Origin of the sequence: [Collinsella] massiliensis (assembly GCF_002161605.1) — a bacterium.
GTDB lineage: Bacteria > Actinomycetota > Coriobacteriia > Coriobacteriales > Coriobacteriaceae > Enorma.
Map to the genome: position 1 here is coordinate 1 of NZ_NFIE01000005.1, position 22,000 is coordinate 22,000.

Genomic DNA, 22,000 nt, shown 5'->3' on the forward strand with positions numbered 1-22,000 from the left:
CCGGCAAGGCCCGGGAGGGACCCTTCAAAGCATTCGGTATCCGGTTCTCAAGGTGCTGGTTCCGATAGATCCGGGAATGAGAAAAGCTAGCCTTCAGGTCTTGACTTCATATAGCTGGTCTCCCTTCACGCGATCTAACTTTATTCTATTTCGGATTTGACATGTATTTTTATGCATTCGACATATGGTTACCTTACGACTTTGAACGGTTTAGGAATACCGTCGGGCACTGCGTTTCGTTATGGGCGGACAACTAAAAACAACATAATTCTTTGGGCGGGGAGAATCGTCCTGCAGTGTCAAGAATGAGCAATGTGCCTGCAGGTATTAGCTTGAGAACATTTTCACGCGCAATGGGATATCTCCGAGGTTATTCATTCTATGTCCAGCTACATATGCTCTTTGCTAGAATGTCGTAAGGTACGACCAAAAGGAGGCATTCCTTGTCCGAATATCGATACAAGCGCGTGCTGCTCAAGCTCTCGGGCGAAGCGCTCATGGGGGAGGGCGGCTACGGCATCGATCCCGAGGTGACCGATCGGCTCGCCGCCCAGGTCCGCGAACTACACGATGACGGCATCGAGATCGGCGTCGTCGTGGGCGGGGGCAACATCTTCCGCGGCATGGCCGGCGCCGCGAAGGGCATGGACCGCGCGCAGGCCGACTACATGGGCATGCTCGCGACCGTCATGAACGCGCTCGCGCTGCAGGATGCCTTCGAGCGTGCGGGCTGCGAATGCCGCGTCATGAGCGCCATCCAGATGAACGAGGTCTGCGAACCCTACATCCGCCGTCGCGCCATGCGCCACCTCGAGAAGGGCGACATCGTCATCTTCGCCGCCGGTTCGGGTAACCCCTACTTCACCACCGACACCGCCGCCGCGCTCCGCGCCTGCGAGATCGACGCCGATTGCCTCATCAAGGCCACGAAGGTGAACGGCATCTACGACAAGGACCCCAAGGAGAACGCCGACGCCGTGCGCTTCGATACCATCTCGCACCACGAGGTACTCGTGCGCGGGCTGCAGGTCATGGACTCCACGGCCGCGGCGCTCTGCCAGGATAACCACATGCCCATCATCGTCCTCAACATCGAGGGCGATGGCAACATCAAGCGCGCCCTCATGGGCGAACCCGTCGGCACCGTCGTCAAGGAGGACTAACATGGCCGAGATCACCGAACGCATGGACAAGACCATCGAGAGCCTGACGCATGAGTTCGCCAAGGTGCGCACCGGCCGCGCCAACGCGAACATCCTCTCCGACATCACCATCGACTACTACGGCGTCCCCACGCCCATCACGCAGGTCGCCGCCGTGAAGGTGCCCGAGGCGCACATGCTCATGATCGAGCCCTGGGACAAGTCCGTCCTGAACGGCATCGTGCATGCCCTCAACGCCTCCGACCTCGGCATCACCCCCTCGAGCGACGGCACGGTCATCCGCCTGCCGTTCCCGGCGCCCACCGAGGAGCGCCGCCGCGAACTCGTGAAGGAGTGCCGCGAGATCGCCGAGCAGGCGCGCGTCTCCATCCGCAACATCCGCCGCGACGTGAACGGCAAGCTCGAGCGCGACGAGGAGCTCTCCGAGGACGAGGTACGCCGCGAGCAGGCGAAGGTGCAGAAGCACACGGACGCCTACATCAAGAAGATCGACGAGATGCTCAAGGCCAAAGAGGCCGAGGTCATGGAGATCTGACGTGGCAGCCGATCACATCTACGACGACTCGACCTTCGAGACGTTCTTCGCGAACCCGCCCACGGGGCTCGAGTTCTCCGCCCTCGACCGCACGCGAATCCCGCGCCATATCTCCTGCATCATGGATGGCAACGGGCGCTGGGCTACGGCGCAGGGGCTCTCGCGCGGCGAGGGCCATAAGGCCGGTATCGTGGCCCTGCGCGAGATCATTACCGCGTGCGTGCGCCTGGGTGTCGAGGTCATGAGCGCCTACGCCTTTTCCACGGAGAACTGGAAGCGCCCCGCGGCCGAGGTCAACCTCCTCATGCACCTCTTCGCCCAGACGTTCGTGGACGAGTTGCCGCTTTTGCGCCGCGAGAACGTTCGCGTGGTCTTCTTGGGCGATATCTCCGCGCTGCCCAAGCGCACGCGCGAGGTCTTCGAGTACGGCCTTTCCGAGACGGCGCACCATACCGGCATGGTGCTCGCGCTCGCGGTGAACTACGGCGCTCGCGCCGAGCTCGCCCGCGCGGCGCGCCTGCTCGCCGAGGACGTTGCCGCCGGCACCATCGAGCCCGAGGACATCGACGAGTGCGCGGTGGCGGGCAAGCTCTACACCGCGGGCTTGCCCGACCCCGAGCTCATCATCCGCACCTCCGGCGAGCTGAGGCTCTCCAACTACCTGCTGTGGCAGGCTGCATATTCCGAGTTCTACATCACGAGGACCTATTGGCCGGATTTCGACCGATGGGGCCTCATCGACGCGATCCTCACCTTCCAGGGTCGCGACCGCCGGTTTGGCGGTATCCACGAGTAAGAGGTACCCGATACGATGGCAGCAACTGAAGAAGACATGGCAAAGGGCGGGGAGTCCACGACGGTGACCCCCTCCGAGGCAGCCGACCGACGGTCGTTCAAAGGGCTATCCGTCCGGGTCGCATCGGCTGCGGTGTACGCGGTGCTGTTCATCGGGTGCATCCTCGCGGGCACCATCCCTTGCGCCCTGTTCATCGCCCTTCTGAGCGGCCTGTGCGCGCATGAGTTCTTCCAGATGGTCCGCCGCGACGGCAAGATGCCCAACGAGATCATCGGCGACATCGCGGCCGTGCTCTTCCCGCTCGCCGCCCTGGGCGACTCGGTGTTGCTCACGGCGCTCATCTTCCTCTTCATGCTCTCGCTCGGGCTCTGGTACGTGTACACGCCGCGCGCCCGCATCGCGGATGTTGCGGCCACCCTCATGGGGGCCGTGTACACGGGCTTCATGCTCTCGTCGATCGTGCTTCTGCGCGATGCCCTGCCCGGCTGGGCGGGCGCCGTCCTCACCATCGGCGTCTGTGCCTCCCTGTGGGTTTCCGATTCGTTCGCCTACCTCGTGGGCAAGGCGATCGGCCGGCATAAGATGGCGCCGCGCATCAGCCCGAAGAAGACCTGGGAGGGCTTCGTCGGCGGCATCGTGGGATCCATCATCGTGTGGCTCATCCTCTTCGCCACGGGGCTCTTCACCTTCGATGCCTTCTTCGCTGTCGTGTGCGGTGCCGCCGTGGCGGTGCTCGGCGTCATCGGAGACCTCATCGAGTCGCGCATCAAGCGGGCGGTGGGGGTGAAGGACTCGGGGCACCTCATCCCCGGTCACGGCGGCATGCTCGACCGCTGCGACTCGCTCATCTTCGGCTGTATCACCGCGCAGCTCCTCTTGCATATCGGAGGCGTGCTATGAGTGAACGGATGCGCATCGCCGTGCTCGGCTGCACGGGATCCATCGGACGGCAGACCCTCGACGTGTGCCGGCAGAACCCCGACAAGCTCGATGTCGTCGCCCTCTCGGTGCATGGGAGCACCGACGGGCTCGTGGAGGCTGCGCGCACATTCGGTGCGCGGAGCGTCTGCGTCTCCGACCCCGCCCATGCCGCCGATCCCGTCCTCGACGAGCTCCCGGATTCCTGCGAACTCTTGGTGGGACCCGACGGCCTCATCGAGCTCTGCGAGCGCGACGACGTGGACTGCGTGCTCAACGCCGTCGTGGGTGCGGCGGGGCTGCGCGCGAGCTATGCCGCCCTCCGCGCGGGCAAGCGCCTCGCGCTCGCGAACAAGGAGTCCCTCGTGGTGGGCGGCGACCTGCTCATGCCGCTCGCCGCGCGCGACCAGCTTCTGCCCGTCGATTCCGAGCACGGCGCCATCTTCCAATGCCTCGTGGGCGAGCAACGCTCCCGCGTGCATGCCATCTGGCTCACGTGCTCCGGCGGCCCCTTCTTCGGCATGAGCCATACCGATCTGGAGAGCGTCACGCCCGGGCGGGCGCTCCGGCATCCCGCGTGGTCCATGGGGCCGAAGATCTCGATCGATTCCGCGACGCTCATGAACAAGGGGCTCGAGCGCATCGAGGCCATGCACCTGTTCCACATGCCGCTCGAGCGCATCATCGTGCTCATCCAGCGCGAGGCGAAGATCCATTCCATGGTCGAGTTCTCCGACGGCTCGGTCATCGCCCAGCTGGGCACCTCCGACATGCGGATCCCCATCCAGTATGCGCTGTCCTATCCCGAGCGCTGGGAGGCGCCCTGTAAGCGCATGGATTTCCGTACCATCGGCTCGCTCAGCTTCGACGCGCCGGATACCAAGGCCTTCCCGTGCCTCGCGCTCGCGGAGCGCGCCGGCGTGGAGGGCGGTACGTGCCCGGCGGTGCTCAACGCCGCCAACGAGGTGGCGGTCGAGGCGTTCCTCGGCGGCTCCTGTGGCTTCAACGACATCGCCCGCATCGTCGAGGGCGCGCTCGATGCGCACGTCCGCGAGGACGTCGAGTCGCTCGAGCAGCTCGCCGCGGTCGACGCCTGGGCCCGCTCCTTCGCCCGCACCCTCATCAAATGATAAAATCCAGACAGGCTGGTTTTTATCATATTTAGTCACATCGAACGATAGGTCGCTATGCAGGCGCTCATCTCCTTTGTTACCACGGCGTTCTGGGGGCTCGTGCTCCTGTCCGCCTTGGTGTTCGTCCATGAGGGCGGGCACTACCTTGCGGCGCGCGCCTTCGGTGTGCGGGTGACCGAGTATTTCCTCGGGCTTCCGTGCCGCTGGCGGCTGAGCTTCGTCTCGAAGCGCAACGGCACGCGCTTCGGCTTGACTCCGCTGCTCCTGGGCGGCTATGCCATGATCTGCGGCATGGATCCCGCCACGAGCGAATACGCCGCCGCCGTCCTCGGCCTCGTGCATCGGCGCGGCAGTTGCACGGTGGGGGAGCTGGCCGAGGAACTCGGCATCACCGAGGACGAGGCGCTCGATGCCTGCATCCAGCTCGCCGAGTGGGGCTCTGTGGCGCCCGTATACGACCCGGAACAGGGGGAGTACGAGGGCGGTTCGCGCTATGCCACGACCTACGCTGCTGTGCCGCGCGATGCGCATGGGGCGACCCTGCTCGACGGCAGGCACTTCGACCGCGCGTCGGCGACCGTCCAGGGCGAACCCTGGGATCCGCCCATGTCGGATGAGGAATTTCTTGCGGCGGAACGTTCGCGCACGTATATGGGCAAGGGCTTTTTCCCGCGCGCCGTCATGCTCGTCGCCGGCATCTTCGTGAACCTCCTGTCGGGCTTTGTCCTCATCATGTGCATCTACTCCCTCGTCGGAATCGATGTCGCGCAGAACGTGAACGTCATCGGCGGCATCGAGGCGGGCTCCGTCGCCGAGGAGGTCGGCATCGCCCCCGGCGACACCGTCTACTCGGTCGACGGTACCGAAACGGAGACCTGGGAGGACATCGTGAACGCGATCGCCCGCGCCCGCGAGGACGGGGAGCCCTTCGAGGTCGTCTTCGGGCACGAGGGTGAGCGCGAGCAGGTAGAGGTCGCGCTCGACCCCGATGAGGCGCTCGGCGTGAGCGTCTCCTACGAGCGCGTGCGCTTGAACCCGATCGATTCGGCACGGCTCTCGTGGAGCTACATCGCCGAGACGGCCCGTGGCATCGCGCAGCTCTTCAACCCCGCGCAGACGCTCCAGATGCTCGATAGCTCGACCTCGGTGGTGGGCATCTCGGTCATGTCGGCGCAGGCGGCCGCCGCCGGACCGACGACCTTCCTCACCCTCGCGGCGCTCATCTCGTTCTCGCTCGGCCTCATGAACCTGCTGCCCATCCCACCGCTCGACGGCGGCAAGCTTCTCATCGAGATCATCCAGGCAATCACGCGCCGCGAGGTGCCCCTCAAGGCGCAGACGATCATCTCGTACGTGGGCGTCGCGCTGTTCATCGCGCTCTTCGTCTACGTGCTCAGAAACGACATCATCCGGTTCATCATCTAGCGAGGAGGCTCGAATGGACGGTTCCCTTCCGCGTGAGCGCACGCGTCGGGTGCACGTGGGCGATGTGGTCATCGGGGGCGGTGCGCCCGTCGTCGTGCAGTCCATGACCTGCACGCCCACGGCGGATGGGGAGGCAACGCTCGAGCAGGTGTGCGCGCTCGCGGATGCCGGCTGCGACATCGTGCGCGTCACCCTGCCGAACCGCGATGCCGTCGACGGTTTCCGCGCGGTCTGTGAGGCGTCCCCCGTGCCCATCGTGGCCGACATCCACTTCGACTACCGTCTCGCCCTCGCCGCGATCGAGGCGGGTGCAGCGAAGCTCCGCATCAACCCGGGCAATATCGGGTCGTGGGAGCGCGTCGATGCGGTGATCGACGCCGCAGGAGCCGCCGGTGCCGCCATACGCATTGGCGTGAACGCCGGCTCTCTCGAGCAGGATATCGCGGAACGTGCGGGATGGACGCTGCCCCAGAAGCTCGTGGCCTCCTCGCTGCGCTTCGTCGAGCACTTCGAGGACCGCGGCTTCACCGATATCGTGCTCTCCGCGAAGGCGCACAGCGTGCCCACAACCATCGAGACGTACCGCGCCCTTTCCGCGGAGCTCCCGCAGGTGCCGCTCCACCTGGGCGTCACCGAGGCCGGCACCGTGCGCGCCGGCACCATCAAGAGCGCCGTCGGCCTGGGTACGCTGCTCGCCGACGGCATCGGCGACACGCTGCGCGTCTCCCTCACGGCCGATCCCGTCGAGGAGCCGCCGGTCGCCTGGGGCATCCTCGAGTGCCTCGGCATCCGCCGCAGGGGCCCGGAGCTCGTGTCGTGCCCCACGTGCGGGCGCACGCAGGTCGACCTCATCCCCATCGCGCAGGAGGTCGAGCGGCGGCTCGCGGGCTGCACGAAGCCCATTTCGGTCGCCGCCATGGGCTGCGTGGTGAACGGGCCGGGGGAGGCCTCGGATGCCGATGTGGGCGTTGCCTGCGGACGGGGGAGCGCGCTGCTCTTCAAGCATGGTAAGCCTGTGCGCAAGGTCGCGGAGTCCGAGATCGTCGACGCCCTCATGGAGGAGATCGACCGCCTCTGATGGGTTGGTTGGGGACGTGTTCCGTTCAACCCCTTTGCCCGGCGACGACGCGATGGGTTGAACGGAGCCAGTCCCCGATCATCCCCTGATGGGTTGAAGGGAACACGTCCCCAACCAACCCATCGCGAGGGGGTGCGCTAAGCGTGGTATCATCGTGCGGTTATTGGATGCTGCGAAGGAGGAGCCCCTATGGCCACCCGTGTCATGAAGATGTCTGCGCTCTATGCGCCCACGCTCAAGGAGGATCCAGCCGAGGCGGAGCTCGCGAGCCATAAGCTCATGCTGCGCGCCGGCCTCATCCGCAAGGTCGCCTCGGGCCTGTACAGCTACCTGCCGCTGGCCTGGCGCTCCATCCGCAAGATCGAGGACATCTGCCGCGACGAGATGGACGCCATCGGCGCCCAGGAGATGCTCGCGCCCATCCTCACCCCCGCGGAGCTCTGGGAGGAGTCCGGCCGCATCGGCGCCTACGGGCCTGAGCTCATGCGCCTCGAGGACCGCCACGACCGCACGTTCTGCCTCGGCCCCACGCACGAGGAGACGTTCACCGACCTCGTCCGCAACGAGCTCAAGAGCTACAAGCAGCTCCCGGTGACCCTCTACCAGATCCAGGACAAGTTCCGCGACGAGCTGCGCCCGCGCTTCGGGCTCATGCGCGGCCGCGAGTTCATCATGAAGGACGCCTACAGCTTCTCCGCCACGCAGGAGAGCCTGCAGGAGGTCTACGAGGACATGAAGGGCGCCTACGCGCGCTACTGCGAGCGCTGCGGCCTGAAGGCGCTCCCCGTCGCGGCGGATTCCGGCGAGATCGGCGGCGACTCCTCCATCGAGTACATGGCGCTCGCCGACGCGGGCGAGGCGTCGCTCGTGTGGTGCGACTGCGGCTTCGCGGCCGATGACGAGGCCGCGTCGACAACGGTCGCGGTGAGCGAGGGCCCGGGTGACGGCACCCTGCAGAAGGTCTCGACCCCCGGCCTGGGCACGATCGAGGCCGTCGCGGAGTTCTTCGGCTTCCCCGAGAACGGCACGCGCAAGTCGCTCGCCCTCATCGATGGGGAGGGGAACCCCGTCGTGGCCATCGTTCCCGGCGACCACGAGCTCAACGAGATCAAGGCTGCCAAGCTCTTCGGCGACTACCACCTCATGACCGAGGAGGAGCTCGATGAGACGGGCCTGCACAAGGGCTTCATCGGGCCGGTGGGCCTGCCCGCGGGCGTGCGCCTCGTGTGCGATTCTTCGCTCCAGGCCTCGAAGAGCTGGACGTGCGGTGCCAACGAGGTCGACTACCACTACACGGGTGCCTGCCCCGGCCGCGATTTCACGGTCGATGCGTGGGAGGACCTCGTGACCGTCAAGGAAGGCGACCCCTGCCCGCACTGCGGAGCGCCGCTCAAGGGCGGGCGCGGCATCGAGTGCGGCCAGGTGTTCCAGATCGGTCCGGACAAGTACGCGGCCAAGATGGGCGCCACCTTCGCCGACGAGAACGGCCGTGAGCAGCCGTTCTACATGGGCTGCTACGGCATCGGCATTTCGCGCACCCTCGCCGCCATCGTCGAGCAGCACCACGACGACCACGGCATCGTGTGGCCCGTCTCCGTGGCGCCCTACGAGGTCTCGGTCATCGCTCTCGACAAGAAGGGCGAGGCGTTCGACCGCGCGGCGGCGATCGCCGAGGAGCTCGCGGCTGCGGGCATCGAGGTCGTGTTCGACGACCGCGCCGAGCGCCCGGGCGTGAAGTTCGCCGACAACGACCTCATGGGCTTCCCGTACCAGCTCATCGTGGGCAAGCGCGGCCTTGCGAACGGCACCGTGGAGCTCAAGTGCCGCGCGACGGGCGAGCGCGAGGACGTGCCCGCCGACGACGTCGTCGAGCGGCTCGCGCAGGTCATCGAGACAGCGCGCGCATAGGACGTGACGCCTCACGAAGTTTTCCGAAAAAAGTGCTTGCGCGCGCGGGGGAACTTCCGTATTATAGCAACGTTGCTTGGGGGCGTAGCTCAGCTGGGAGAGCGCTTGACTGGCAGTCAAGAGGTCAGGGGTTCGATCCCCCTCGTCTCCACCATCGCATCATCGACACCCTGCTCCGGCGGGGTGTTTTCGTTTTCCGCAAGTTTTTGCTTGCATTGGCGGGGGCAATTCCCTATAGTAGTTCCCGCACCGCTTGGGGGCGTAGCTCAGCTGGGAGAGCGCTTGACTGGCAGTCAAGAGGTCAGGGGTTCGATCCCCCTCGTCTCCACCCACGTGAATGCGCAGCCTCTGGTAACAGGGGCTGTTTTCATATCCGGGCTCTTGGCGCAACGGTTAGCGCAGGGGACTCATAATCCCTGGGTTGGGGGTTCAAATCCCTCAGGGCCCACCAGCAATTTTCGAGGCCAGGCCATGCGTCTGGCCTTTTGCATATCCAAAGTTTCAGCACCATCTCACTCACCAAACATGATGTGAACCAGCTGCTCCACCTCATATCATCGGCGATCGAGAAGAGATTGAAAATTTCTGCTTGGCAGGGCGCGGCGGTCGTGTTAGTATAGCTATCGCTGAAAAGCAGATGGGCGTTTGGCTCAGGGGTAGAGCACTTCCTTCACACGGAAGGGGTCACAAGTTCAAATCTTGTAACGCCCACCATCGAATGAAACGGGTTCGGTTCTACCGGACCTTTTTTGTATGAGTCGGTCGAACGCGACCCTATGGCCACGCCGGGCGCCCGCCCGCGCGCCGCTTCGACCAGGGATGCGGCCACGCCGCGGGAAGGCATCGGGAAGGCATGATCCTCTCCGTTGATAAGATCGAGAAGAGCTTCGGTGCGCGCACGCTCTTCAGCGGCGCCTCGTTCCAGGTGAACCCCGGCGAGCGCTATGCCCTCGTGGGCCCCAACGGCGCGGGCAAGACCACGCTGCTGAAGATCATCATGGGGCTCGACGCGCTCGACGCAGGCACCATCACGTTCGCCAAGGACGTGAACGTGGGCTACCTGGAGCAGGAGACGAAGCTCGCCTCCGACGTGCCCGTCATCGACGAGGTCATGAACGCGGCGAGCGAGATCCGCGCCCTCGGTGAGCGCGCCGAGGAGCTCCAGCTCGAGATCGCCGAGGCGGGGGAGACGGGCGAGGTGCCGCAGCGCCTGCTCGACGAGTACGGCCGCGTCCAGGATCGCTTCGAGAGCCTGGGCGGCTACGAGCTCGAGAGCAACGCGCGGCAGATCCTTGCCGGCCTCGGGTTCCCCGTGGACGATTTCAACAAGCCCTGCGCCGAGTTCTCGGGCGGCTGGCAGATGCGCATCGCCCTCGCCAAGCTGTTCCTGCGCCATCCCGACCTGCTCCTCCTCGACGAGCCCACGAACCACCTCGACCTCGAGAGCGTGCAGTGGCTGCGCGGCTTCATCGCGGCCTACGAGGGAGCCGTCGTCATCGTGAGCCACGACCGCGCCTTCATGGACGCCTGCGTGGACCACGTCGCCGCGCTCGAGAACCGCCGCATCACCGTGTATACGGGGAACTACAGCTCCTACCTCAAGCAGCGCGAGGACAACCTCGAGCAGATGCGCGCCAAGCGCGCCGCGCAGGAGCGTGAGATCGCGCACATGCAGGTCTTCGTCGACAAGTTCCGCTACAAGCCCACGAAGGCCGCCCAGGCCCAGGAGCGCATGCGCCGCATCGAACAGATCAAGCGGGAGCTCGTGATCCTGCCCGAAGGGCACAAGCACGTGGACTTCAAGTTCCCCGACCCGCCGCGCTCGGGCGACATGGTGGCCAAGCTCGAGGGCGTCTCGAAGTCCTACGGCGCGCACCATATCTACGACGGCATTGACCTCACGCTCTACCGCGGCGACCACGTCGCGCTCGTGGGCCCCAACGGCGCGGGCAAGTCGACGCTGCTCAAGATGCTCGCGGGCATCGAGCCGCCCACCGAGGGCACGCGCGAGCTCGGCGTGAGCGTGGGCGTGGCCTACTACGCCCAGCACCAGCTCGAGGGCCTCAAGGAGTCCAACACCGTCCTGCAGGAGATCGATTCCGTGGCGCCCACGTGGACGGTTCCCCAGCAGCGGAGCCTTCTGGGTGCGTTCCTCTTCAGCGGCGACGACGTCGACAAGCGCGTGGGCGTGCTCTCGGGCGGCGAGCGGGCGCGCCTGGCGCTCGCCAAGATGCTCGTCGCGCCCGAGGCACTGCTCTGCCTCGACGAGCCCACGAACCACCTGGACATCGATTCCGTCGACATGCTCGAGAACGCGCTCAAGCGCTTCCCGGGCACGCTCGTGCTCATCAGCCATGACGAGCACCTCGTGCGCGCCGTGGCGAACCGCGTGATCGACATCCGCGACGGCAAGATAACGGTCATCGACGGCGATTACGACTATTACCTCTTCAAGCGCGAGGACCTGGCGGCGCGGGCCGCCCAGGCAGGGGAGGGTGCCTCTGAGGCCGCCCCGGCGCCGGAGGTCTCCTTCGCGCCCAAGGCGCCCCGCACCCATCGCGCCGCCGAGGACGCCGCCCCGCGCGAGGGAAAGAAGACGCGCGAGCAGCGCCGGGCGGAAGCCGAGGCGCGCGCCGCCCTCAACAAGCGCCTGAAGAAGACGCGCGACCGCCTGAAGCAGGTCGAGCGGGACCTGGAGCGCAAGCGCGCCCGCTATGACGAGCTTATGGAACTCATGGCGAGCGAGGAGCTCTATGCCGATCAAGCGCGCTTCAACGAGGCGCTTGGGGAATATAACAGCCTGAAGCAGGAACTGCCCGCGCTCGAGGACGAATGGCTCGAGCTATCCGAGACGATCGAGGAGGAGATGGCACATGGAGGCGCGTAAGGCGGCCGCGGTCGCGCTCACCATCCTCGCGTATGCGTTCCGCATCCTCGGCATCGCCCTCTGCGTCCTCGTGATCTTGCTGTGCTTCCCCGGCGTCGTGAACCAGCTGGGGCTCACGGGCCTCACCATCGACCTCTCGCGCGCGCTGCCATCGATCATCGCGGGCTGGGGCGTGATCGTGTCGCCCTTCGGCGGGGTATTCCGCTTCGACTTCCTCGCCGTGGCCATCGTGCTCTTCCTGCTCGACTTCGCCTGCGCCCGCATCTCGCGCGCGATTCGATAGGAGCTTACATGGGTCGTCTCGTCTCCATCCTCATCTCCGCCCTCGCGGTCATCATCGGCATCGTCGTGCACGAGAGCGCCCATGCGCTGACCGCCTATCTGCTCGGCGATTCGACGGCGCGCTCGCGCGGCCGCGTCTCGCTCAACCCCCTGAACCACATCGACCCCTTCGGCACGGTCATCCTCCCGCTGCTCATGGTGCTCGCGGGAGGCCCGGTGTTCGCTTACGCGAAGCCCGTCCCCGTCTACCTCGGCAACCTCAAGCACCCCAAGCGCGATGAGGTGCTCGTGGCGCTTTCGGGGCCGGTGTCGAACATCCTCATCGCGTGCCTGGCCGCGCTCGTGCTCTCCCTCTCATCGCCGGCGCTCCTCTCGGGTAGCCTGTCCTACCGTCTCTCGAACCTCATCGCCTCGTTCCTTATCACCTGCATGTCGGTGAACCTGTCGCTCGCCTTCTTCAACCTCATCCCGCTGCCGCCGCTCGACGGGTCGAGCATCCTTGTGCCCTTCCTGCACGGCGACGCGCTCCGCACCTATTACCAGGTCCAGCGCTACGCCATGCCGATCCTCATCATCGTTCTCTACCTGCTGCCCTCGCTCACGGGCATCGACATCATCGGCTGGTACTTCGACCTCACGGTCTATCCCATCTTGAACGCGCTGCTCTCGTTCGCCCTGTAGCGCATCTACGCTACACTATATGGGTTAGGTAATCGGGAAGCCGCGATTCGAGGGGAGGGGCGATGTCCTATCGCGTGACCACGCAGGCGTTCACCGGCCCCTTCGATCTGCTCCTGCAGCTCGTCTCGCGCCAGAAGGTGGATATCGGAGCGATCTCCATCGCCGAGGTGACCGATCAGTACCTCGCCGAGGTCGAGCGCATCGAGGCCCTCGACCTGGACGTCGCAAGCGATTTTCTGCTCGTGGCTGCGACGCTCCTCGACATCAAGGCGGCCTCACTCGTGCCCGACGACGCGCCCGTGCACGCAGATGACGACGATCTCGACGATGAGTACGCCGGGCTCGACGCCGCGTCGCTGCGCGAGGTGCTCATCCAACGGCTCATCGCCTACAAGCAGTTCAAGGGGGCGGCCGCCGCCCTGGGCAGCCGCATGGAGGCCGAGAGCCGCATGCACCCGCGCGTGGCCGGCCCCGACCCCGAGTTCCTGAACCTCATGCCCGACTACCTCAAGGACATCACGCTGCGCGGCCTCGCCGTGATCTGCGCGGACCTCGACAGCCGCCGCGAGACGTTTCTCCTCGAGGCCGAGCACGTGGCGCCGAAACGCGTGCCCATCGAGCTCACCGTCGCCTCCGTGGACCGCTTCACGCGCGTCAACGAGCACACCACGTTCCGCGCGCTCCTCGATGCCGACTCCACGACCGAGCAGCTCGTGGCCACCTTCCTCGCCATCCTCGAGCTCGCGAAGCGCGGCTCCATCACGCTCGAGCAAGACGACCTCTTCGGCGAGATCCGCATCGACCGCGTTGAGGGCGCGCCCGAGTACCATCCGGGCGAGGCGCTCGAGGACGACTACGACCATGCCGGCAGCTCCGCGCCGGACGCGTCCAGCAGGTAAGGGGATCTAGCATGAACGATCTTGAACCGTTGAGCCCGCTCTCGCCGAAGGGCGCCCTCGAGGCGCTGCTTCTCGTGTCGAGCGACCCGGTGAGCGCGAGCACGCTCGCCCAGGCCATCGACATCACGCCGGGTGAGGCGGCGTCGCTGCTCGCCGAGCTCAAGGTGGAGTACGAGGAGGCGAACCGAGGCTTCCAGCTGCGCGAGGTCGCGGGCGGCTGGCGGCTCTTCACGCACCCCGCTTACCACGACCAGGTGGAGGCCTACGTGCTCTCCTGGGACACCCAGCGCCTGTCGCAGGCCGCCCTCGAGACGCTCGCTGTGATCGCCTACCACCAGCCCGTGACGCGCGAGACCGTGAAGGGCATCCGCGGCGTGAACTCCGACGGCGTCATCTCCTCGCTCGTCGACAAGGGGCTCGTGCGCGAGGTCGGCCGCGACGCCCAGCGCGGTCAGGCGATCCTCTACGGCACGACCAACGCCTTCCTCGAGAAGTTCGGCCTGCGCTCGACCCGCGACCTGCCCGACCTCGAGCAGTTCGCGCCCGACGAGCAATCGCGCCAATTCATCCGCGAGCGCCTCTCCGGGCGCTCCATCGCATCGACCCTTGAGGAAACCGACGAGGACCTCGAGGAGGAGCGCGAGCTCATCGACGGCGCGGCCGAGGACGGCGAATTCGACGAGGATGACGACCTCATGATCGTGGGCGACGCGACGGATGACGGCGACGATGCCTAGCGACGCGGCGGCGGGCACCTACCCGCACACGATGCGCCTCCAGCGCTTCCTGGCGCGCGCGGGCGTCGCGAGCCGTCGCGGCTCCGAGGCCCTCATGACGGCCGGGCGCGTGACGGTGAACGGCGAGGTGGCGTGCGAGCTCGGCACGAAGGTCGATGTCGACCGCGATGTGGTCGAGGTGGACGGGCAGCGCGTGAAGCTCGATGGCGGCGCGGTCTACCTCATGCTCAACAAGCCCGCGGGCCACCTCACCACCATGAGCGACCCGCAGGGGCGCCCCTGCGTGGCCACGCTCGTCCCCACGGCCGCCCATCCCGGGCTCTTCCCGGTGGGCAGGCTCGACCTCGACACGACGGGGCTGCTCCTCTTCACGACTGACGGCGACCTCGGCCAGGCGCTGCTGCACCCCTCGCACCATGTGGAGAAGGTCTATATCGCGCGCGTCGACGGGCGGGTCGCCGACCGCGAGCTCGACCCCCTGCGCGCGGGCATCATGCTCGACGACGGCCCCTGCCAGCCCGCCCCGTGCCGGGTGCTCAGGCGCGCGGGCTCGACGAGCGTGGTCGAGATCCATCTGCGCGAAGGCCGGAAGAACCAGGTGAAGCGCATGCTCGGCGCCGTCGGGCACCCCGTGCTCGCCCTGCACCGCCCGCGGTTCGGGCCGCTTGGGCTCGAGGGGCTCGCCGAGGGCGGCTGGCGCTACCTGACCGACGCCGAGGTGCGCGCGCTCCGCCGCGCCGCGGGTTTCGGGGAAGAGCCCGCGACTGCATCGTGATACCCTGATGAGACCGCGCCCGCGGCGCTTACCACTCGGGCGCGCATGAAGTGTGACGGAAGGATTACTTGCATGATCGTGGCAATAGACGGCCCCGCCGGCTCGGGGAAATCGACCATCGCGCGCGAGCTCGCGCAGCGCTTCGGGTTCGAGAAGCTCGATACGGGCGCGATGTACCGCGCGGTGGCGTTCATGGCCGCCGATCGCGGCATCGACCTGGACGATGAGCAGGGGGTCGAGGCGCTCGCGCGCACCATCACCATCCGCTTCGCCCCGGTCGAGGGCGCCCTGCGCATCACCGTCGACGGCCGCGACGTGAGCCGCGAGATCCGTACGCCCGCCGTCGACGCGACCGTCTCGAAGGTGGCGGCCTATCCCGGCGTGCGCGAGGCCATGCTCGAGCCGCAGCGCGCCGTCGCAGAGGGCCATGACATCGTGGCCGAGGGGCGCGACATCGGCACGGTGGTGTTCCCGGACGCCGAGGTGAAGGTCTTCCTCACCGCCGATCCCCGTGAGCGGGCGCGCCGCCGCGTCCTCCAGCGCCATGGAGGGGATGCGCCTGATGCCGAGGCGCTCGAGCGCGAGGTGGAGGAGACCCTCGCTGCGATCGAGCGGCGCGATGCGGCGGATGCCGGCCGTGCGGTCGCCCCGCTCGTCGAGGCGCCCGACGCCGTCGAGATCGATTCCACCGCACACACCATCGACGAGGTATGCGACCGCATCGCCCGCCTCATCGAGGAGAGGCGCTAGCCATGGCACGGTTCTTCCACGACGAGGATTACTACTACGACCGCGGCATGCGCGAGAACCCCCCGGCAATACGCGCCCTCTACCTCGTCATCATCGCTATCCTCTACGCGTTCACGAAGGTCTTCTGGCGCTGGCGCGTCGAGCGCCCCGAGGAGCTGCTGCCGAAGGGGGAGACCGGCTCCATCATCATCTCGAACCACACGTCGATGGGAGAGGTGGTGGCGACCGTCTGCCACATCGTGCGCACGGGGCGCCGCGTTAGGCCCATCATGAAGTCCGAGTTCAACAAGAACCCCGTCGTGCGCTGGTTCTTCGCGCGCGTGGGGGGCATCCCCGTGGACCGCGGCACCGCTGACATGAAATCGCTCCGTCGCGCCCAGCACGCCCTGAAGCGCGGCGAGGACGTCCTCATCTACCCCGAGGGGACGCGCATCCGCTCGGATGACCAACCCGTCGAGGTGCACGGCGGCTTCGCCCTCATCGCGCAGATGGCCAAGGCGCGCGTCGTGCCCATCGCCGTCTGCGGCTTCCGCGACATCACGCCCGAGGGGTCGCACATCATGCGGCCGCTCAAGACGTGGATCCGCTGCGGCGAGGGCCTCTCGCTCACCGACGCCCCTGCGGACGTGGGCCGTCGCGAGCGCCTGCAATGGCTCGAGGACGAATCGATCCGCCGCATGTACGCGGTCCGCGACGAGCTGCGCGCCGAGCATCCGGGGAGGCGGTAGGCATGACCGCGAACATCCGCGTGGCCGACCACGCCGGCGCCTGCTACGGCGTCGAACGCGCCCTCAAGCTCGCCCGTCGCTGCGGTGCGGAGGCAACGCCCCCCGTCCATACCCTGGGCCCGCTCATCCATAACCCGCTCGTCGTGCGCGACCTCGCGAGCTCCGGCGTCGAGCTCGCCGAGACGCTCGACGATGCGCGCGAGGGCACGCTCATCATCCGCACGCACGGCGTGGTGCCCGAGGTCGTCGACGCCGCCCGCGCGCGCGGGCTCGACGTGGTCGACGCCACCTGCCCGTACGTGAAGAAGGTGCACGACGCGGCCGCCCAGCTCACGCGCGAGGGCTACCAGCTGCTCGTGATCGGCGAGGCGGGTCACCCGGAGGTCGAGGGCATCCTCGGGCATGCCGGGGCGCGCGCGCAGGTGGTGGGGGAGGCCTCCGAGGTCGCCGGCCTCACGCTCAAGCCGAGGGTCGGCGTCGTCGTGCAGACGACCCAGACCGCCCAGCGCCTCTCCGAGATCGTCGCCGCGCTCGCCCCGCGCGTGCGGGAGCTGCGCGTCGTGAACACCATCTGCAAGGCGACGGAGGAGCGGCAGCGGGCGGCAGCCGAGCTCGCGGCCGCTTCGGACTGCATGATCGTCGTGGGCGGCAAGAACTCCGGCAACACGCGCCGCCTGGCCGAGATCTGCGCCGCCGCGTGCGCGTCCACGCATCACATTGAATCTGAGGACGAGCTCGACCCCGCCTGGTTCGCGGGCGCCTACGAGGTGGGCATCACGGCCGGCGCCTCGACGCCGCAGGAGCACATCGACCGCGTCCGCGCGCGCATCGAGCAGATCATGAGCGGGGAGTGACCGAGATGCCCGAGCTTCCGCCCTATGCCCGCGAGCGCGCGGATTACGGCCGCTCGCGCGATGCCGACGCCCGGGGAGCCCTCGTCACCGCCGTCGCGCCCGAGTCCCCCGTCGACGACGCCGGGATCGAGCCGGGCATGCGCGTGCTCAGCGTGAACGGCGCGCCGCTCGCCGATATGATCGACTGGCTCTGGGAGGCCTCCGACGCTACCTGCGAGCTCGAGGTGCTCGACGAGCGCGATGGCCTCATCGACACCGCCTACCTCGAGCGGCTTCCCGGCGAGGACTGGGGCATCGAGTTCGACGGCGCGGTCTTCGACGGCATGCGCACCTGCGTGAACGCCTGCACGTTCTGCTTCATGCGCATGCTGCCGCCGCACATGCGCGGCACGCTCTACATCCGCGACGACGACTACCGCCTGAGCTTTCTGCAGGGGAACTTCGTCACGCTCACGAACCTCTCGGACGAGGACGTGGAGCGCATCATCACGCACCGCCTGAGCCCCATGAACGTGTCGCTCCACGCGGTGTCCCCCGACGTGCGCCGCCGCCTCATGGGCGGAAACGCCGCGCGCGGCATGGAGGTGCTCGAGCGGCTCATCGCGGCGGACATCGAGATCCACGCACAGATCGTCCTCGTACCGGGTGAGAACGACGGTGTGGAGCTCGACCACACGCTCGCGTGGTGCGCGGCGCGGGCGCAGGTGACGAGCCTCGGCATCGTGCCGCTCGGCTACACTCGCTTCCAGGACCGCTTCACCGCCTCGTATTCGGACGACCCCGCATCGGCCCGAGCCGTCATCGAGCAGGTGCGGCCTTACCAGGAGCGCGCTCGCGCCGAGCGCGGGCGCACCGTCTTCCAGCTCGCCGACGAGTTCTACCTCGACGCCGGGCTGCCCGTGCCCGAGGCCGCCTCCTATGACGGCTATCCGCAGTACTACGACGGCATCGGCATGATCCGGAGCTACCTCGACGAGGCTCTGGCGTTGCGCTCCGCGGAGGCCGCGCGCATCGAAGGCCTCCGCGAGCGCCTGCGCGCGACGGGCCTGGAGCTTATGGTCTTGAGCGGCGCCGCGGCCGCGCCGACCGTCGAGCGCTTCGTCGGGGAGCCGGGGCTCGGCGGGCGCGTCCTGCCCATCAAGAACGACTACTTTGGCGGCAACGTCGATGTCACGGGCCTCATCTGCGCCCGCGATATCCTCGCCCAGCTGCCCGGCGACCTCACGCGGGTCATGTTGATTGTGCCGGACGTCATCTTCAACGCCGACGGCGTCACGCTGGACGGGTATCATCGGATGCGTCTCGTCGGGGAGCTCGAGGGGCGCGGGGCCATGGTCGCGGTGTCGTCGACCATGCCGAGCGACCTCCTCGCGACCTGCGAGCACATCGTCTAACACCCGGTGCGAGGGCACCGATACGAAGGAGTGCGCATGAAACCCATCGTCGCCATCGTGGGAAGGCCGAACGTCGGCAAGTCGACGCTCGTCAACCGCCTTGCGGGCACGAACGACGCCATCGTGCATGAGAGTCGCGGCGTGACGCGCGACCGCTCGTACCACGACGCGGATTGGAACGGGCGCGAGTTCACGCTCGTCGACACGGGCGGCATCGAGCCCATGAAGAGCGATGACGTCTTTTCCACCTCGATCCGCGACCAGGCGCTCGCCGCCGCGGAGGAGGCCGATGTGGTCCTCTTCGTCGTCGACGGCTCCGTGGGCGTCACCGAGGAGGACGAATCGGTCGCGCGCATGCTGAAGCGCGTGAAGAAGCCCGTCCTCTTGCTCGTGAACAAGCTCGACAACCCCGCCCGCGAGGACGAGCGCCTCTGGGAGTTCTACTCGCTCGGCATCGGCGACCCCCGTCCCATTTCCGCGCACCACGGGCACGGCACGGGCGACCTGCTCGATGAGGTCGTGTCGCTTTTGCCCGAGGAAGGGGAGGACGAGGACGATCCCTATCCCGACGCGCTCGGCGTCGCGATCATCGGCCGACCGAACGCGGGCAAGTCGTCGCTCTTCAACAAGATCATCGGTTCGGAGCGCTCCATCGTCTCCGACATCGCGGGCACCACGCGCGATGCCATCGACACCTACGTGGAGCGCGACGGCCGCCGCTACCGCCTCGTGGACACGGCGGGCATCCGTAAGAAGAGCACCGTGTACGAGAACATCGAGTACTACTCCATGGTGCGCGGGCTCCGTGCCATCGATCGCGCCGACGTGGCGCTGCTCGTCGTGGACTCCGGCGTCGGGATGACCGAGCAGGACCAGAAGGTCGCGAACCTCGCCATCGACCGCGGCTGCGCCCTCGTGATCCTGCTCAACAAGTGGGACCTCCTCGACGACGACTACAAGCGCGAGCAGGCCCTCGACACGGTGAACCGTCGCATGACGCTTGCCCCCTGGGCGCCCATCCTGCGCATCTCGGCGCTCACGGGCCGCTCGGTCGAGAAGATCTGGAAGCTCATCGACGCCGCGGCCGCCGAGCGCGCCAAGACCATCTCCACCTCGGCGCTCAACCGCTTCCTCACCGGGCTGCGCGAGTTTGGCCATACCGTCGTGGACGGCAAGCGCCGCCTGCGCATGCACTACGTGACGCAGACCGGCACGAACCCGCCCGCCTTCACCTTCTTCGTGAACCACCCCGACCTCGTGAACGACACGTACCGCCGCTACGTCGAGAACCGCATGCGCGCCGAGTTCGGCTTCGAGGGTACGCCCATCCGCCTGTACTTCCACAAGAAGCACGATCGCAAGGAAGCGGGGGAGTAACATGACCTACGGAGTGGATGTGGCGGTCTACGCCACGCTCGGCTTGATGCTCGTGTCCTACCTCATCTGCGGGATTCCCTTCGGGAAGATTCTCGCCAAGGCCATGAGCCACAAGGACCTACAGCACGAGGGGTCGGGCAACATCGGCACCACGAACGCGCTTCGGGTCGCCGGCCCCAAGGTGGCGGCGCTCACGCTCGCCTGCGACCTGCTCAAGGGCACGATCTGCATGCGCGCGGCCATGACCGTCCTGTGGGGGATCGCCTGGGCGCCCGAGGTGAGCGTCCAGCTCATGGTGGCCTTCGTGGCGCTCGCCTGCCTCTACGGCCACATCTTCTCGCCCTACCTGCACTTCCACGGCGGCAAGGGCATCGCCACGGGCGTGGGCATCCTGTTCGGGTTCTTCTGGCCGCTCGCCCTCATCCACCTCGCGATCTTCATCGTGCTCGTCGCGATCACGCGGTACGTCTCTGTGGGCTCGATCGTGACGGCGGCGCTCGTCCCGCTCACCGTCTCCATCCTCGTGCCATATCTTTCCCCTGCCGTCATCGCGGTGTGGGCGCTTCTGGGCTGGACGGTCGTGTGGGCGCATCGGGCGAACATCGCGCGCCTGCGCGCCGGTACGGAATCGAAGCTGTCCTTCGGCAGCAAGAAGGAGGGGTAAGCCGTGAAGGTCACCGTCATCGGCGCCGGATCGTGGGGGACGGCGATCGCCGGCGTCGCGGCCGCGCGCGCCGACGAGGTCATGCTGTGGTCGCACGACGAGCCGGTGCCCGCCGGCATCAACGAGCACCATCGCAACCCGCTCTACCTCACCGATTTCACGCTGCCCGATAACGTGCGCGCCACGGGCGACTTCCGCGAGGCGCTCGAGGGCGCCGAGGGCGTCATCGTCGTCGTGCCGTCGCCCTTCATCCGCGCGACCATTCACGGGGCCGCCCCGTACATCGCCGCCGATGTGCCCGTGCTCTGCCTCACGAAGGGCATCGAGCCGGGGACGGGCAAGCTCATGACGGAGGTCGTGGAAGAGGAGCTCGGCCATCCCGAGCGCGTCGCCGCGCTTTCCGGTCCCAACCACGCCGAGGAGATTTGCCGCGGCACGCTCGCCGCCGCCGTGGTGGCCTCCGAGCACCCGGGCGTCGTCGCCTTCTTCAAGGACCTGCTCATCTCGCCCGCGTTCAGGCTCTACGCGTCCTCCGACGTCGTGGGCGTCGAGACGTGCGGCGCGGTGAAGAACGTCATCGCCATCGTCTGCGGCATCGCGGCGGGGTCGGGCTACGGCGACAACACGCTTGCGCTCATCATGACGCGCGGCCTGGCCGAGATCAGCCGCATCGTGCACGCGCGCGGCGGCGACCCCATGACCTGCATGGGCCTCGCCGGCATGGGCGACCTCGTGGTGACGTGCACCTCCGAGCACTCCCGCAACCGCTCCTTCGGCGTCGCCTTCGCCCACGGTGAATCGCTCGACGCCTACCAGGCGCGCACGCACATGGTGGTCGAGGGAGCCGCGGCCGCGAAGAGCACCGCCGAGCTCTGCCGGCGGCTCGGCGTGGACGCGCCCATCACGTTCTGCCTCGAGGCGGCGCTCTACCGCGGCATGACGCTCGACGAGGCGCTCGAGGCCCTCATCGTGCGCACGCCCACCGAGGAGTTCTACGGGCTCGACCGGTAGCGGTA

At 67.3% G+C, this 22,000-nt stretch carries 21 protein-coding genes and 4 tRNA genes; all 25 read left to right on the forward strand.

Translation table 11 applies throughout. The annotated features are described in order from the left end of the window. Window positions 1–443: 443 nt before the first annotated feature. Complete coding sequence (gene pyrH, locus B5G02_RS02675; protein WP_019238551.1) at window positions 444–1,163, forward strand: UMP kinase; 720 nt, start codon at window positions 444–446, stop codon at window positions 1,161–1,163. A 1-nt stretch (window position 1,164) separates the two neighbouring features. Beyond that, the gene (gene frr, locus B5G02_RS02680; RefSeq protein WP_019238552.1) at window positions 1,165–1,698 is read left to right on the forward strand and encodes a ribosome recycling factor; all 534 of its coding nucleotides are present in this window, start codon (window positions 1,165–1,167) and stop codon (window positions 1,696–1,698) included. A gap of 1 nt (window position 1,699) precedes the next feature. Further along, window positions 1,700–2,494 carry an isoprenyl transferase gene (locus B5G02_RS02685; RefSeq protein WP_019238553.1) on the forward strand — a complete coding sequence of 265 codons (795 nt, stop codon included), beginning with the start codon at window positions 1,700–1,702 and terminating at the stop codon, window positions 2,492–2,494. A 15-nt stretch (window positions 2,495–2,509) separates the two neighbouring features. Then, window positions 2,510–3,394, forward strand: a complete 885-nt coding sequence (locus B5G02_RS02690; RefSeq protein WP_232385464.1) for a phosphatidate cytidylyltransferase — start codon at window positions 2,510–2,512, stop codon at window positions 3,392–3,394. Beyond that, the gene (gene dxr, locus B5G02_RS02695; protein ID WP_241146142.1) at window positions 3,391–4,542 is read left to right on the forward strand and encodes a 1-deoxy-D-xylulose-5-phosphate reductoisomerase; all 1,152 of its coding nucleotides are present in this window, start codon (window positions 3,391–3,393) and stop codon (window positions 4,540–4,542) included. The genes B5G02_RS02690 and dxr overlap by 4 nt, the downstream gene beginning before the upstream one ends. Before the next feature lie 57 nt (window positions 4,543–4,599). Next, window positions 4,600–5,970 carry a M50 family metallopeptidase gene (locus B5G02_RS02700; RefSeq protein ID WP_094335085.1) on the forward strand — a complete coding sequence of 457 codons (1,371 nt, stop codon included), beginning with the start codon at window positions 4,600–4,602 and terminating at the stop codon, window positions 5,968–5,970. Between the two features lie 13 nt (window positions 5,971–5,983). After that, the gene (gene ispG, locus B5G02_RS02705) at window positions 5,984–7,048 is read left to right on the forward strand and encodes a flavodoxin-dependent (E)-4-hydroxy-3-methylbut-2-enyl-diphosphate synthase (protein ID WP_094335086.1); all 1,065 of its coding nucleotides are present in this window, start codon (window positions 5,984–5,986) and stop codon (window positions 7,046–7,048) included. Window positions 7,049–7,237: 189 nt separating this feature from the next. Beyond that, the gene (locus B5G02_RS02710) at window positions 7,238–8,956 is read left to right on the forward strand and encodes a proline--tRNA ligase (RefSeq protein WP_094335087.1); all 1,719 of its coding nucleotides are present in this window, start codon (window positions 7,238–7,240) and stop codon (window positions 8,954–8,956) included. A 78-nt stretch (window positions 8,957–9,034) separates the two neighbouring features. Then, a tRNA-Ala gene (locus tag B5G02_RS02715) sits at window positions 9,035–9,110 on the forward strand. A 101-nt stretch (window positions 9,111–9,211) separates the two neighbouring features. Beyond that, window positions 9,212–9,284, forward strand: a tRNA-Ala gene (locus tag B5G02_RS02720). Window positions 9,285–9,331: 47 nt separating this feature from the next. After that, window positions 9,332–9,407, forward strand: a tRNA-Ile gene (locus B5G02_RS02725). Between the two features lie 188 nt (window positions 9,408–9,595). Next, window positions 9,596–9,670: transfer RNA gene (locus B5G02_RS02730), tRNA-Val, on the forward strand. Between the two features lie 139 nt (window positions 9,671–9,809). Beyond that, window positions 9,810–11,843, forward strand: a complete 2,034-nt coding sequence (locus B5G02_RS02735; protein WP_094335088.1) for an ABC-F family ATP-binding cassette domain-containing protein — start codon at window positions 9,810–9,812, stop codon at window positions 11,841–11,843. Next, window positions 11,830–12,126, forward strand: coding sequence for a hypothetical protein (locus tag B5G02_RS02740; protein WP_019238560.1), 297 nt, complete (start codon window positions 11,830–11,832; stop codon window positions 12,124–12,126). Before B5G02_RS02735 ends, B5G02_RS02740 begins: the two co-directional genes overlap by 14 nt. Before the next feature lie 8 nt (window positions 12,127–12,134). Then, entirely contained in the window at window positions 12,135–12,806 is a 672-nt protein-coding gene (locus B5G02_RS02745) for a site-2 protease family protein (RefSeq protein ID WP_094335089.1), read from the forward strand. 62 nt (window positions 12,807–12,868) lie between these two features. Next, window positions 12,869–13,705 (forward strand): segregation and condensation protein A, encoded by an 837-nt coding sequence (locus tag B5G02_RS02750; RefSeq protein WP_094335090.1) that lies wholly within the window; start codon window positions 12,869–12,871, stop codon window positions 13,703–13,705. Between the two features lie 11 nt (window positions 13,706–13,716). Then, window positions 13,717–14,442: an SMC-Scp complex subunit ScpB gene (gene scpB / locus B5G02_RS02755; protein WP_094335091.1), complete on the forward strand. Its 726-nt coding sequence runs from the start codon at window positions 13,717–13,719 to the stop codon at window positions 14,440–14,442. Then, complete coding sequence (locus B5G02_RS02760) at window positions 14,423–15,217, forward strand: pseudouridine synthase (RefSeq protein WP_094335092.1); 795 nt, start codon at window positions 14,423–14,425, stop codon at window positions 15,215–15,217. Before scpB ends, B5G02_RS02760 begins: the two co-directional genes overlap by 20 nt. Before the next feature lie 72 nt (window positions 15,218–15,289). Next, the gene (gene cmk, locus B5G02_RS02765) at window positions 15,290–15,967 is read left to right on the forward strand and encodes a (d)CMP kinase (RefSeq protein ID WP_094335093.1); all 678 of its coding nucleotides are present in this window, start codon (window positions 15,290–15,292) and stop codon (window positions 15,965–15,967) included. A 2-nt stretch (window positions 15,968–15,969) separates the two neighbouring features. After that, window positions 15,970–16,695, forward strand: a complete 726-nt coding sequence (locus tag B5G02_RS02770) for a lysophospholipid acyltransferase family protein (protein ID WP_094335094.1) — start codon at window positions 15,970–15,972, stop codon at window positions 16,693–16,695. 2 nt (window positions 16,696–16,697) lie between these two features. Further along, entirely contained in the window at window positions 16,698–17,549 is an 852-nt protein-coding gene (locus B5G02_RS02775) for a 4-hydroxy-3-methylbut-2-enyl diphosphate reductase (protein WP_094335095.1), read from the forward strand. Window positions 17,550–17,554: 5 nt separating this feature from the next. Continuing rightward, a complete protein-coding gene (locus B5G02_RS02780) occupies window positions 17,555–18,943 on the forward strand; it encodes a DUF512 domain-containing protein (protein ID WP_094335096.1) in 1,389 nt (462 codons plus the stop codon). 36 nt (window positions 18,944–18,979) lie between these two features. Further along, window positions 18,980–20,320, forward strand: a complete 1,341-nt coding sequence (gene der, locus B5G02_RS02785; RefSeq protein WP_019238569.1) for a ribosome biogenesis GTPase Der — start codon at window positions 18,980–18,982, stop codon at window positions 20,318–20,320. A 1-nt stretch (window position 20,321) separates the two neighbouring features. Continuing rightward, window positions 20,322–20,984: a glycerol-3-phosphate 1-O-acyltransferase PlsY gene (plsY, locus tag B5G02_RS02790; protein ID WP_094335097.1), complete on the forward strand. Its 663-nt coding sequence runs from the start codon at window positions 20,322–20,324 to the stop codon at window positions 20,982–20,984. Window positions 20,985–20,987: 3 nt separating this feature from the next. Beyond that, entirely contained in the window at window positions 20,988–21,995 is a 1,008-nt protein-coding gene (locus B5G02_RS02795; protein WP_094335098.1) for an NAD(P)H-dependent glycerol-3-phosphate dehydrogenase, read from the forward strand. The last annotated feature ends 5 nt before the right edge of the window (window positions 21,996–22,000 follow it).